Raw genomic sequence first — 12,936 nt, forward strand, 5'->3', positions numbered from 1 at the left:
GACAAGAACTTTCAGGCAAGCGCTTGCCCGTTGCCGGGTTCCGTTCCGAGAACGGTTCAGGCTTCAAGGCCCACCTCCAAAGGCGCGCGTATACCTGGGAACGCGCGTCTGCTATCAATCATGGAACCGCCAACAAGCCTTGCCCGTGATTACCAAATGTCTGACAAGCGCCCCGCACCGGAAAGCGCGGAAGCATCCAGCGCCGGCACGAAACCGCACCGGAACCTGATCGTGTTCGACGCGGAGTGTGTCGTTTGCTCCGGTTTTGCCCGTTTCATGGCGAAACACGACAGACACGCCGGCTACCGGTTCGCCAATGCGCATTCCGGGTCCGGAAAGGCGCTTTATCGGCGTTTCGGCCTGGACCCGGAGCTGATGGAAACGAACATCGTGATTTACCAGGGACGCGCCTATATCAAGATGGCGTCCTTTACCGCCGCCATGCGGAGCCTCGGCTGGCCCTGGCGGGCCCTGACCGTCCTCGATCTTCTGCCCCGGGCCTCCGCCGACTGGCTTTACGACCGGATCGCGCGAAACCGCTACCGGTTCGGGCGGCGGACCTGCCCCCTTCCCTCGCAAGCGCTCAAGGACAGGCTGATTGACTGACAGTCCGGAAAAAAGGCGGGTCGTCATTCTGGGCGGTTACGGCGTCTTTGGCGGAAAACTCGCTGTATCCCTGCTGCTCAACCCGTGCTTCGACGTCCTTGTGGCCGGGCGAAGCCTTGAGAAGGCGGAAGCCTTTTGCGCCCGCCATGGCGGCACGCCCGTACGTCTGGACCGAGACGCTGCCGACTTCCCGGCAATCCTTGCCACCCTTTCCCCCTTTGTCACCGTGGATGCGGCCGGCCCTTTTCAGGCCTATGACGGCAACCCTTATGTCGTTGCCGCAGCGGCCGTGGCGGCCGGAAGCCACTATCTCGATCTGTCGGACGATGCCGAGTTCACCGCCGGAATCCAATCGCTCGATGCCTCCTCCAGGGCTTCCGGGTTGGCGGTCCTCTCCGGTGTCTCAAGTGTTCCCGCCCTTTCCTCCGTCGCCGTTGAAAGCCTGCGAACGGACTTTCGCCGTCTCGACCTGATCGAGAGCATTATCCTGCCCGGCAACCGTGCGCCACGCGGCCTTTCCGTGATCCGGGCAATTCTCGCGCAGGTTGGCCGCCCCCTCACCGTCTTCAGGGATGGCGCTGCGGAAACGGTTCCCGGCTGGTCCGGACTTTCCAGGCGAAGGCTGGGGCCAGGCGGTAAAGACGGTCTTCCGCCGCGCTGGTCCTCCTTCATCGGCGCACCGGATCTCGCTCTTTTTCCCGACCATTATGGTGCCCGGACAGTTCTCTTCCGCGCCGGCCTGGAGCTGTCCCCCATGCATCTCGGGCTCTGGCTGCTTTCCTGGCCGGTTCGGCTCGGGCTGATCAGGTCCCTGGAACCGGCCGCGAAGGCGCTCCAATGGGCGGCGGACCGGCTTGAACCCTTCGGAACGGATCGCGGCGGCATGGAAGTCGCGATTTCGGGGCTGGGAACCGATGGATTGCCCCTGACCCGCCGCTGGACGCTGATCGCCGAAGCCGGCGACGGGCCGCACATACCGGCCGTCGCCGCATCGATCCTGTGTCGACGATTGAGTGAAGACGGAGTTCCCCCCGGAGCCCGTGCCTGTCTCGGTGCATTCACGCTTGATGACATCAACCAGGCAACCCGCCATCTTTCGGTCCGGACCTTTACCGGAACGCTGGAACAACCGGTATTGTTCCAGCAGGCACTGGGTTCGGAATTCAAGGTCCTGCCGGACCCGGTGCGCGCGCTGCACACCGTCTTCGACCGCCGCCGCTGGTCGGGCAGGGCGAAGGTGACCCGGGGCCGTTCGCTTGGTGGCAATCTCGTTTGCCGGGTCGTCGGTTTTCCTCCGGAAGGCGAAGACACCCCCGTAAAGGTGACCATCGAAAAGCGCGGAGACCGGGAAATCTGGAACCGTTCCTTCGGCGACAGAACATTCAGATCCATTCTGAAACTGTCGGGCTCCGAAGGCACGGGGCTGGTGAACGAGCGTTTCGGGCCGGTATCCTTCGATATCGCTCTCGAGCGCCGGGACGATGGACTGCACTATCCCGTCAAACGAGGCTGGCTACTTGGCCTGCCGGTTCCGAAATGGCTTCTCCCCACAAGCGAAGCGACAGAAACGCACCAGGATGGCAGGTTCCGTTTCGACGTGAAAATCTCCCTGCCGGTCTTCGGATTGCTCGTTCACTATCAGGGCTGGCTCACTCCCGAGCATCCCACGGAACAACAAGGGACCCGGCGCGCCGACCGGAAAGATCCCGTGCCGGAAAAATCCTCGTAACCGTTCTGCAGGCGTTTGCTGTCTGAGCGGAACGGGCGCATGCCGGTACAACGTTGTCAGTCCACCCCGGCATCCCTGCGCATGACCATCCATCTCCTGACCACGCCCGGGATATCCGGGCTCGCGGCGACAAGCGGGAACATTGTCTCTAGTGACAATTTCCCGTTTGACTTCAATAGCTTTTCCAACAAACTTGGGGATCTGCTCAAGGCCCTTGAATCAGACACTGAACCGCTTCATCCGGAATTTGAACAATGCCCGCCGTCTCGCGTCTCTCCGTCAACGTCAATGCCGTCGCCATGCTGCGCAACCGGCGCGACCTGCCCTGGCCGAGCGTCACGGGCCTTGCCGCGATTGCCATGGAAGCCGGTGCCAAGGGCATCACCGTGCATCCCCGCCCGGACGAGCGCCACATCCGCAAGGCCGATGTGTTCGACCTTGCCGAGCTGATCGAGGAGCGGTTCCCGAACAAGGAACTGTGCCTGGAAGGCTACCCTTCTCCGGATTTCCTCCGGCTGGTGGAAGAGGCCCGGCCGGAGCAGGTTCTGTTCGTGCCCGACGACCCGGATCAGACCACCTCCGATCACGGCTGGGATTTTTCGAAAGACACCGGTCAGCTTGAAACGGCGATCGCTGCATCGCGGGAATGGGCCGTGACGGTCTCCCTGTTCTGCGATCCGGACCCGGCCGCCCCGGAGCATGCTGCCCGTGTCGGAGCGGAACGGATCGAGATCTATACCGGGCCCTACGGAGCCTGCCACGACGATCCCGGCAAGGCCTTGAAGGAACTCGGCAGGGTCGCCGCCACCGCGGAAGCCGCCCATGCAGCCGGGCTCGGCGTCAATGCAGGCCACGATCTGACGGTCGAAAACATCCCGGCGTTGCTCGCCCGGGCGCCCTTCATCCGGGAGATGTCCATCGGTCATGGCTTTACCGCCGATGCGCTGATTTACGGTTTCGCGGAGAGCGTCAACCGGTTCCGCAGCGCCATGGGCGAGATCTGACCTCTCGTTTCCTGACGCGGGCGACACCTGACGGCACCGCACTTTTTCCGATGCGGTTTGACCGGAACGCGCAGAAATTGCATCCTTCACCTGAACACCCTTACCGGCAGTGACAGGGCGGGGAGCTGGCAATGGACACGATCTCATCCCGGGAATACAAGCTCATCCTCAACTCCGGCCGCTTCCGGGACCGGTCGGCGGGAAGCAACGCGTTTCAGGACATGGTCGGGTTTCTTGCCGAAAAGCTCGGCGGTGAAATCAAGCGGCAGGACAAGGAGGAGCGCCGCAAGACGCTCTATCTCGATACGGAGGATTTCCGCCTCAGGGCCGCGGATTATTCCATGCGCCTGCGCTATGAGGAGGAAACCGACGACTTCAAGCTCTCGCTCAAGTTCCGGTCCCCCGATCTGATCCTGGCCGACGCGGCCTCGGTCGAGACCAGCGACGACAAGCGGGCCGAAATGAAGTTCGAGGAGGACCTGCTGCCCCCTTTCGAAAACGTCTTTTCCCGCTCAAGCGCCATCCGCTTCAAGAAGAAACCCGACCTCTCGAGCGTGGCCGACGCGGCGAAGATCTTCCCGGTCCTGAAAAAGCTGGACCTTTCCAACAAGGCGAAACTGAAATCCGTCAACGATTTCACCGCCAGAGAAGTCTTCCGCAAGCTTTGCAAGATCGATTTCAGGAAGGCGAAACCGATCAAGATGAGCCTGAGCTTCTGGTATGCAGGCGGCGTCAGCGAATGGCCGCTGATCGCCGAATGCGCCTTCGACTTCGACCAGGGCGACAACACGGAACGGTTCGACCTCGATCAGGTCCGGCGCGCCAACGAACTTTTCCGATTGCTGCAAAAACAGCCAGGCTGGTTCGACACATCCTCGACCACCAAGACGCGGTATGCCTACGAGGGGCTGCGTTGAGCGTTCGCCCTGGGTCCTGGCGTTAGCCTTCAAACAGATCGTCCTGGAAGAGCGTTTTTCCTTTCCATCAACCTCATTCTGAGGAGGGCCGTCGGGCCCGTCTGCAAGGACCGGCGGCACCCGCAGGCACAAACGGCCCATCCTTCAAGACAGGTTTCAAGCGCTTCCTCAGGATGAGCGTGAAAGGAAGAAGCGCAATCCAGACAAAGATTTGCAATATATGTAGAAATTCAACCGCGAACCTTGCAGTCGAAGGAATTTCCCTGGGGCCATTCGACCGTGGCCTCATCCCCCTTGATCCAGAAGACCAGTCCGAAGTCGCCCTCATATCGAGCACCCGAGCCGGTCGGCCCTTCGACGACGATCTCGGTGCTGTCGCCGCGTTCCAGACGTGCAGAGGGCGGTTCCGTCTGGAAGAAGGTGGCGACGATTTCATCCGCCGGGTTACCGTTGCAGGTATAGAAGACCGGCGCCCCGCCCGGGATCAGGATGTACCTGGCGGTCAGGACCGCAATGCGGCGCGCATAGGCGGAACGGATGCAGGCCAGTTCGTCCTCCGCCTTCCAACAGTCGTCCCGTCCCTTGACCCAGCCACGCTGGACGGCCTTGAGCTCCTTCAGGGCGGCCTCACCGTCCGCAACGGTTTTCAGTTCGTCGAGGGCATTCGCGTAAGTGCCCGCAAGCTGCCGGTCGAGGACGGCCAGGTCGTCATTCGAACAGATGAGCATTTCCGCCGAGCTTTCCGCCTTGCCGCAGTCAAAGGCCGGATCCGTCGCCACGGCAACCGTCACGCCGGAAAAAATGCCCCCCAGGAAGATCCCGATCACACAAAACAGCTGCCTCACCTTACCCTCCCCACCTGTCACGCTCTTTACGCAAAGAGAACTATACTAACGGGAAAGACACGGCAGGAGTATGGTGGTTTCGAACCTCGTCGGTCGAAGGCAGCGCCAAGAGGCTCAGGCCGCCTCCTCCCGCTTCATCTGCTGGTGTTCGTCCTCGACCAGGCCGATTTTCCAGTAGCCGGAAATATAGGCGTCTTTCTTCGGCACCTTGCGCTCGTTGTGGAGATGATCGCGAAGCGCGCGGATCACCGAACTTTCGCCCGCGATACAGGTTTGGACCACACCCTCCGGCCAATCCATGGAACGAACGAAGTCCTGCTGCGCCGTCGAAGGCTGATGGACGTCCGGCTGGACGAGCCAGCGAGCCTCGATCCCCTCCGGCATGCGCAACTCGCGGATATCTTCTTTCGACGGGACTTCGAAGATCGCGGTCCCCTTCGCGTCCCGGGGCATGGCCTCCAGTGTCGCCTCGGCCACCGGCAGGGCCGACAGATCGGCGGCAATCAGATACCAATCCGCGTAAAATTCGGTGATCTTCGGCTGGCTCGGCCCGCGGAACCCAAGGAAACTTCCCTCCTTCGCCTGTTGCGCCCAGCGCGTTGCAGGCCCGTCGTCGCCATGGGCGACGAAATCGATATCGAGTTCCAGGCCTTCCGCGCGAAAGGCCCGCACGGTGTAGGTCCGGACCGGATGCACACGCTCTTCCGATCCATCCGGCTTGAAGTGGGCCTCGAAGGCCTCCCGGCTCTCGCCGTCGCGCGGCAGAACCAGCTTGCAGTTGGCGCCCTCGTGATTTGGCGGAAAGCCCTCAAGTTCCGGGCCCGCAAAGGTGACGCGGATCATGTTCGGGCTGAGATAGCGGGCGGAACGAACCGTCAGGACACGCGGACGGCCGCGGGGTTTTCTGGCCAAGGGGCACCTCTAGCTTATTTTGATCTTTTCACTCAGATTTAACATTCGCACCGCCCGAGTCAAAGGCTTGAAGTGTCTGAATTTGTATCTGTCTTTCCCGTGCGCGCTTCGGACCACGACAAAAGGCCCGCCAAATGACGGGCCTTCTGAAACTCGAAAGATCGGAAACTCAATCCCGGATGATCGGATCCTTCAGGTCTTCCGGTTTCTTGTCCTTGATGATTTCCCAGTTCAGGGTCGCCTTGTTGATGAAACCCGGAACGTCGGTTTCGAAGCGCTCCTGAACTTTCAGCGAATTGTTGAGGTAAAGCTTGCCGTCGACAATGGACCAGGCCTCCGGCACGACCGGAACCTTGAAGCCCATTGCGGCGCCGAAAGCGCAGAAACCTCCATACTGCGGTGCGTATTTCGCCGGTTCGGCAAGAAACTTGTCCCGGTTCTCGGCGGACGAGAACTTCCACGTCACGTCATCGTATTTTGCCGTGAATTCATCCGTGCCGGCGACCGGCTTGCCTTCGGTGAAATAGGCGACCGGATCGGTGCCGCCGATTGCCGCGCCGGACTTTGTGAAGGTCGTGATTTCGTCGGCAGAGGCGGACAGGGCCGAGGCGGAAAAGAGAGCGGTCAGGGCCAGAAGAACGGATTTCGACGTATAAAGGGTCATGAATGTCTCCAGGGGCGGTAAGAGAACCGTTCGCGAGACAGTGCAGTCCGTCCCGCGTTCGCCAGCAAGGTGACCTTTACCGCACGGGAAGGCCAATCACCCTTGATCACAGAGCCGCTAACGCCCGGAGAGAAAGCGTGAACGCGGGAACGGTTCAAAGACCGGGAAGCCCTGAACGGGAAAACGGGGCGCGTGGCGCCACAAGACCCAGAACCAGATAAATGGCGGTTTCGACCGCGTCCGGCTCGATCGGCACGTTGCGCAGGAGCGCCCGGAAAGAGACAAACCCCAGAAGCAGATCGATCCGCGTCTCCATGTCTGCTTCGAAGGGGGTCGCAATGAAGATCTGGCGCATGTTCAGGCGACGGTTTTCTTCCGCTTCGTCGAGCACCGCCGCAAGGGCGGGTATGTGGCGATAGGGCACAAGAGCCCGGACCGCGCCGCCAAGCGGCGTTTCCTGCAGCGCCGTCACCGTGGTCTGGAGGCTTTGCCGCAGATCCTCGGCGACGCTGCCACGCTGGGGCGGCCCGGGATTGGCCCGGGCAAGTCCTTGTTCGACCGCCGCCGCGATCAGGTCGGCCTTGTCCGCGTAACGCCGGTAGACGGCCTGCTTGCTGGTTCTTGCCCGTGCCGCGATGGATGCGATGGTGGCTTTTTGGTATCCGTTTTCGCAAAGTTCGGAGAGCGTTGCCTCCAGCAGGGCTAGGGTCACCCTGCCTTCCCGGGGGCGCCCGGCCGTGCCGCGATCCGTTTCCATAGAACGGCCCATGCTATTCCATTCCGGTTACAACAGGTACCGTAATAGTCGGATTGAACCGCCAGAGCAAGCGCCTGGGCTTGTCTCCCGATCCCGGACCCGGCTAACAGAAGCAAACTGAAATCGAACGAGGTAAACATGTCAGTCGATACCGAAACGGTGAAACGCGTTGCCCGTCTGGCCCGCATCAAGGTAAGCGAGGACGACGCCACCCGCATGACCGGCGAGCTGAACGCCATTCTGGGCTTTGTTGAGCAGCTGGACGAAGTGAACATCGACGGCGTCGAACCGCTGACCTCTGTGGTCGAGCAGACCATGAAGAAGCGCGTGGACGGCGTCACCGACGGCAACAAAGCCGCCGACATCGTCAAGAATGCCCCGGCTTCGGAAGACAATTTCTTCATGGTGCCGAAGGTCGTCGAGTAACCGGGCTGACCGGACGAACGACGACCGACCGCAGCTTCAAAGAGACATTTCATGACCGACCTGACCAAACTGACCATTGCCGAAGCCCGCGACGGCCTGAAGACCAAGGACTACACGTCCCTGGAACTGACCGACGCCTTCATCGCCAACATCGAAGCCGCCAACGCGCAGCTCAACGCCTATGTCGCGGTCACCGCCGACAAGGCCCGCGAGATGGCCAGGGCTTCCGACGAGAAACTCGCCAAGGGTGAAGGTGGCGCGCTGGAGGGCATTCCGCTCGGCGTCAAGGACCTCTTCGCGACTGAAGGCGTGCACACCCAGGCCTGCAGCCACATCCTCGACGGTTTCAAGCCGGCTTACGAATCCACCGTCACGGCCAATCTGTGGGCGGACGGCGCGGTCATGCTCGGCAAGCTGAACATGGACGAGTTCGCCATGGGCTCCTCCAACGAGACCTCCTATTACGGCCCGGTGATCAACCCCTGGCGCAAGACCGGCTCCAACCAGGACCTGGTGCCGGGCGGTTCCTCCGGCGGCTCGGCGACGGCCGTCGCCGCGCGCCTGTGCATGGGCGCGACCGCGACCGACACCGGCGGCTCCATCCGCCAGCCCGCCGCCTTCACCGGTACCGTCGGCATCAAGCCGACCTACGGACGCTGCTCGCGCTGGGGCGTCGTCGCCTTCGCCTCGTCCCTCGACCAGGCCGGCCCGATCGCCAACACGGTGCGCGACAGTGCTATCCTGTTGAAATCCATGGCCTCCGTCGACCCGAAGGATACCACCTCCGTCGACATCGAGGTCCCGGACTACGAGGCCGCCATCGGCAATTCGGTCAAGGGCCTGAAGATCGGCATTCCGGCCGAATACCGCATGGACGGCATGCCGGACGAGATCGAGGACCTGTGGCAAAAGGGAATTGCGTGGCTGAAGGACGCCGGCGCGGAAATCGTCGACATCGCCATGCCGCACACCAAATACGCCCTGCCGGCCTATTACATCGTCGCGCCCGCCGAAGCCTCGTCCAACCTGGCGCGCTACGACGGTGTCCGCTACGGATTACGCGTGCCGGGCAAGGACATCGTTGAGATGTACGAAAACACCCGTGCGGAAGGCTTCGGCGAGGAAGTTCAGCGCCGTATCCTGATCGGCACCTATGTGCTTTCCGCCGGCTACTACGACGCCTACTACCTGAAGGCCCAGAAGGTCCGCACTCTGATCAAGCGTGACTTCGACCTCGCCTGGGAAAACGGCGTCGACGCCATCCTGACCCCGGCCACCCCCTCGGCCGCCTTCGGCGTTGCCGACCAGGATCTCCATTCCGACCCGGTGAAGATGTATCTGAACGACATCTTCACGGTCACGGTCAACATGGCCGGTCTGCCGGGCATCTCCGTTCCCGCCGGCCTGAACAAGGAAGGCCTGCCGCTCGGCCTGCAGCTCATCGGCAAGCCGTTCGACGAGAGCACCCTGTTCCAGGTCGGCCAGGTCATCGAGGACGCCGCCGGGTCGTTCCAGGCGGAGAAATGGTGGGGGTAACTCCCCTTCCTTGTCGCCCCTGCGAAGGCAGGGGCCCAGTCTTCGCAAGGGCTGCCTTGCTCTGACTTCTTTCGGTGATTGCCGGATCCCGGTCTTGGCGCAAGCGCCAAACCGGGACGACAATTGGACAGGCTTCTCCCATGCATGACATCGAAACCCTCGTGATCGGCGCCGGAGCGGTGGGGCTTGCCTGTGCCCGCGCGCTTTCCATGACGGGGCGCGAGGTCATGGTGCTGGAGCGGCACGATCTGATCGGCTCGGAGACCAGCGCGCGCAATTCCGAAGTCATTCATGCCGGCATCTACTATCCGAAAGACAGCCTGAAGGCCCGGCTGTGTGTAGAGGGCAAAAAGCAGCTTTACCGGTTCTGCGAGGACAACGGTATCGCGCATGAGCGGATCGGCAAACTGATTGTCGCCGTCAACGAGACCCAGGTGGCCGAGCTTGAAAAAATCCGGCAGAAAGCGTCGGAAAACGGCGTCAACGACCTCGCGTTCCTTGACGCAGGCGAATTGACCAAACTCGAGCCCGCGCTCAACGCCTCCGGCGCGCTCTTGTCGCCCTCCACCGGCATTCTCGACAGCCACGGCTTCATGCTGGCGTTGCAGGGCGGGCTGGAAGCTCATGGCGGTCAGGTCGTCCTGAACACGAAGGTCGACCATATTGGCAGTCTGGACGGCGGAGGGTACCGCGTTGCGATAGATGCCGGGGGTCCCGACCCCTATGCTCTCTCCTGCAGGGAACTGGTCGTTGCGGCGGGCCACGGCGCTCCCGCACTGATGGCTGACTTGCCGGACGCCGGGGCACCGACAGCCTTTCTTGCCAAGGGCAGCTATTTCAAGCTCCAGGGCAAAGCTCCGTTCGAAAGGCTGATCTATCCCGTTCCCGAACCGGGTGGCCTGGGCGTGCACCTGACACTCGACCTGCAGCATCAGGCCCGCTTCGGGCCGGATGTCGAATGGGTGGACGGCTTCGACTACCGGGTCGATCCGTCGCGCGCGGAAAAATTCTATCGCGCCATTCGCTCCTATTGGCCGGACCTGCCCGACGGCACGCTGATTCCGGACTATTCCGGGATCAGACCCAAGATCGCGGGCCCTGGTGAAGCCTCCGCGGACTTTCGCATCGAGGGACCGGAGAAACACGGATTGAAGGGGCTCGTCGCCCTTTACGGCATAGAATCCCCCGGCCTGACGGCGGCGCTCGCGATCGGAGCAATGGTGGCGCCACTTTTGTAGAGGGCCACTTTTTTCCAAAGCGCATTTCCGTGAAAGAGAGGCCCTGTGTTGCCCCTTCCCGCTCACGATAAGCGGCCACGCCGAAACACGGCGACAATGCCAGGCCTCCAGAATTCCCGGAAAAAAATAAGTCTAATTTTGAACCAATATCCCGCTCCCGCGTTTGTCTGGTGAACAAACGCATCTCTTTGCTGCAACGCACAGAATTGCCGCTTTTCGGTCCGGCTTTCTCCATAAATTTGCTGCACTGCCGGTGCTCATTCAAAGCCTGTTCACACAAGAACATAACGGAGCGTAAGGGGTACGTTCCTGTCTAATAAGGTGGGCCTTTCGTCGTGATCAACCGACGCATGTTTTTAACCGCAACCGCTTTGGCTGTAGGCGCGCTGGCAGGCGGCGCCTGGACCGGAAGCGCCGAAGCGTCGGATGGCGCTCCGGCAGAAGACCAGGGGTTCTCATTTGAAGCGCTTGTCCGGAAAATGAAGGACAAGGCATCCGGCGCATACGATCCGCATACGCCGGAACTGCCGCAAAAATTTCTCGACCTGGACTATGACCAGCACCGTGCGATCCGCTTCCAGCCGGAACGCGCGGTCTGGAAGGATTCAGGCAGCAATTACCGGCTCCAGGCCTTCCATCCGGGCTGGCTCTACAAGGAATCGGTCGAACTCTTCGAGATCGTGGAAGGCAAAGCCCGGCCGATTCATTTCACCGGAGCGGACTTCGCATACCGGAAACCGTTGAATCCCGAGGAGTTCGAGGGGATCGATCTGCCCGGCATCGCCGGTTTCCGCCTGCATCACCCCCTCAACACGCCCGACTATTTCGACGAACTGATCGCTTTCGTCGGCGCCAGTTACTTCCGGGCGCTCGGCAAGGGCGATGTTTACGGACTTTCCGCCCGCGGCCTTTGCATCGACACCGCGATCGCCGGACCGGAAGAATTCCCGCGCTTCACCCGGTTCTATCTGGAACGCCCTGAAAAGGGTGCCGCGGAACTGCGGCTTTACGCGGAGCTTGAAAGCGAGCGCGTCGCCGGAGCCTACCGGTTCACGGTCAAGCCCGGACTCAACACGATCGTGGAAGTCGATGCCCATATCTTCTTGCGCGGCGACGTGGAGCGGCTGGGGATCGCCCCCTTGACCTCCATGTTCCTTTACGGCGAGAACGACCGTCTTGGCTTCGACGACTACCGCCCTGAAGTGCACGACAATGACGGGCTTCTCATCCTGAGGCGAAACGGTCAGCGCCTGTGGCGTCCGCTGCGCAATCCGGACAAGCTCGCCCTGTCTTTCTTCGGCGAAAGAAGCCCCGCGGGTTTCGGCCTGTTGCAGCGGGATCGGGAATTCGATCATTTCCAGGACACGGAAGCCCAGTATCAGCGCCGGCCGTCGCTCTGGATCGAACCTGTCAAAGGCTGGGGCAGAGGACACGTCATGCTGGCCGAAATTCCGGCCGATAAGGAAATATACGACAACATCGCCGCTTTCTGGGTTCCGGAAGGGGACGCGAAGGCCGGGTCGGAGCATCGTTTTTCCTACCGGATGATCTGGGGTCGCGAGCCGGAACCGGGGACCGAACTGGCCCAGGTGATAAGCACCAGCACCGGTCACGGCGGAACCGCGGCATCGGACGCGGACCCGAACTTGCGCAAGTTCGTGGTGGAATTCCAGGGCAAGGCGCTGTCCGAACTCGGTGCGGACGCCCCCCTGAAACCGCGTCTGACCATCCAAAACGGCGCGCTGAAGCACAAGCAGCTCCAGCGGCTTGAAGGTGGCAGCTGGCGGGTTGTACTCGATGTGGCCCGGGAAAACGCAAGCCAACCCGTGGAATTCATTCTGGCTCTTCAACTGGAAGACGCCGACATCACCGAAACCTGGATGTATCAGTGGAGTGGAAACACATGACCGATCATGAAACACCCGGCCCTGACGCTTCTGGAGAGCCTTGCGGCCATGAGCCCCTGTTCCCGGAAATCCGGACCGTCCTGAAGCGCCCCGACCTCTCCGACGCAGTGTTGCGGGATGTCCTGGCAGAAAACCGCCTCACCCTGTGCGCCGGTCTTGACCTGAACGGCTTCCTCTCAGGCGCAGGCACCGCAGACACCCGCGCCCGGGTCATCCGGTCAATGGTTGTTCCGCCGCCGCAACACGGCCTCAAGATGCCCGCCCATGACCTCAGCCCGCCGCTGTCCGTTCGCTTCGGGCCGGCCGTGGCCTGGTGCCGGAATGTCCTGGAAGCCCTGATTGCTCCGGGAAAGCGGAGAACCGCGCCGGTCGCGGCGCATATCCGGAACCGCTGA

The 12,936-nt window shown here is 61.8% G+C and carries 13 protein-coding genes; 9 read left to right on the forward strand and 4 right to left on the reverse strand.

Features of this window, described 5'->3' with window-relative positions; all coding sequences use genetic code 11:
- Window positions 1–156 precede the first annotated feature (156 nt).
- From JF539_RS14520 to JF539_RS14535, 4 genes are all read left to right on the forward strand, one after another.
- On the forward strand, window positions 157–606 hold the full coding sequence (locus tag JF539_RS14520) for a thiol-disulfide oxidoreductase DCC family protein (RefSeq protein ID WP_207141379.1): 450 nt from the start codon (window positions 157–159) through the stop codon (window positions 604–606).
- Window positions 599–2,335 (forward strand): SDR family oxidoreductase, encoded by a 1,737-nt coding sequence (locus tag JF539_RS14525; RefSeq protein ID WP_207141380.1) that lies wholly within the window; start codon window positions 599–601, stop codon window positions 2,333–2,335. Before JF539_RS14520 ends, JF539_RS14525 begins: the two co-directional genes overlap by 8 nt.
- 254 nt (window positions 2,336–2,589) lie before the next feature.
- Window positions 2,590–3,339: a pyridoxine 5'-phosphate synthase gene (locus tag JF539_RS14530; RefSeq protein ID WP_207141381.1), complete on the forward strand. Its 750-nt coding sequence runs from the start codon at window positions 2,590–2,592 to the stop codon at window positions 3,337–3,339.
- A 131-nt stretch (window positions 3,340–3,470) separates the two neighbouring features.
- Window positions 3,471–4,256, forward strand: coding sequence for a hypothetical protein (locus JF539_RS14535; RefSeq protein ID WP_207141382.1), 786 nt, complete (start codon window positions 3,471–3,473; stop codon window positions 4,254–4,256).
- 230 nt (window positions 4,257–4,486) lie between these two features.
- Here the strand turns inward: JF539_RS14535 and JF539_RS14540 are convergent, their stop codons facing one another.
- From JF539_RS14540 to JF539_RS14555, 4 genes are all read right to left on the reverse strand, one after another.
- Window positions 4,487–5,101 carry an MliC family protein gene (locus JF539_RS14540; protein WP_209017295.1) on the reverse strand — a complete coding sequence of 205 codons (615 nt, stop codon included), beginning with the start codon at window positions 5,099–5,101 and terminating at the stop codon, window positions 4,487–4,489.
- A gap of 114 nt (window positions 5,102–5,215) precedes the next feature.
- A complete protein-coding gene (locus tag JF539_RS14545; protein WP_207141383.1) occupies window positions 5,216–6,013 on the reverse strand; it encodes a siderophore-interacting protein in 798 nt (265 codons plus the stop codon).
- Between the two features lie 169 nt (window positions 6,014–6,182).
- Window positions 6,183–6,677 (reverse strand): YHS domain-containing (seleno)protein, encoded by a 495-nt coding sequence (locus JF539_RS14550; protein WP_207141384.1) that lies wholly within the window; start codon window positions 6,675–6,677, stop codon window positions 6,183–6,185.
- Window positions 6,678–6,831: 154 nt separating this feature from the next.
- Entirely contained in the window at window positions 6,832–7,446 is a 615-nt protein-coding gene (locus JF539_RS14555) for a TetR/AcrR family transcriptional regulator (RefSeq protein WP_207141385.1), read from the reverse strand.
- A 126-nt stretch (window positions 7,447–7,572) separates the two neighbouring features.
- Between JF539_RS14555 and gatC the strand changes: the two genes are divergently transcribed.
- From gatC to JF539_RS14580, 5 genes are all read left to right on the forward strand, one after another.
- Window positions 7,573–7,860: an Asp-tRNA(Asn)/Glu-tRNA(Gln) amidotransferase subunit GatC gene (gene gatC / locus JF539_RS14560; protein WP_207141386.1), complete on the forward strand. Its 288-nt coding sequence runs from the start codon at window positions 7,573–7,575 to the stop codon at window positions 7,858–7,860.
- A gap of 51 nt (window positions 7,861–7,911) precedes the next feature.
- Window positions 7,912–9,396 carry an Asp-tRNA(Asn)/Glu-tRNA(Gln) amidotransferase subunit GatA gene (gatA, locus tag JF539_RS14565; RefSeq protein ID WP_207141387.1) on the forward strand — a complete coding sequence of 495 codons (1,485 nt, stop codon included), beginning with the start codon at window positions 7,912–7,914 and terminating at the stop codon, window positions 9,394–9,396.
- A gap of 140 nt (window positions 9,397–9,536) precedes the next feature.
- Complete coding sequence (locus JF539_RS14570) at window positions 9,537–10,634, forward strand: NAD(P)/FAD-dependent oxidoreductase (protein ID WP_207141388.1); 1,098 nt, start codon at window positions 9,537–9,539, stop codon at window positions 10,632–10,634.
- 350 nt (window positions 10,635–10,984) lie between these two features.
- Complete coding sequence (locus JF539_RS14575; RefSeq protein WP_207141389.1) at window positions 10,985–12,541, forward strand: glucan biosynthesis protein; 1,557 nt, start codon at window positions 10,985–10,987, stop codon at window positions 12,539–12,541.
- Window positions 12,538–12,936, forward strand: coding sequence for a hypothetical protein (locus JF539_RS14580; protein WP_207141390.1), 399 nt, complete (start codon window positions 12,538–12,540; stop codon window positions 12,934–12,936). Before JF539_RS14575 ends, JF539_RS14580 begins: the two co-directional genes overlap by 4 nt.

This window comes from Roseibium aggregatum, from assembly GCF_017309185.1.
In the GTDB taxonomy this organism is placed as follows: Bacteria; Pseudomonadota; Alphaproteobacteria; order Rhizobiales; family Stappiaceae; genus Roseibium; species Roseibium aggregatum_B.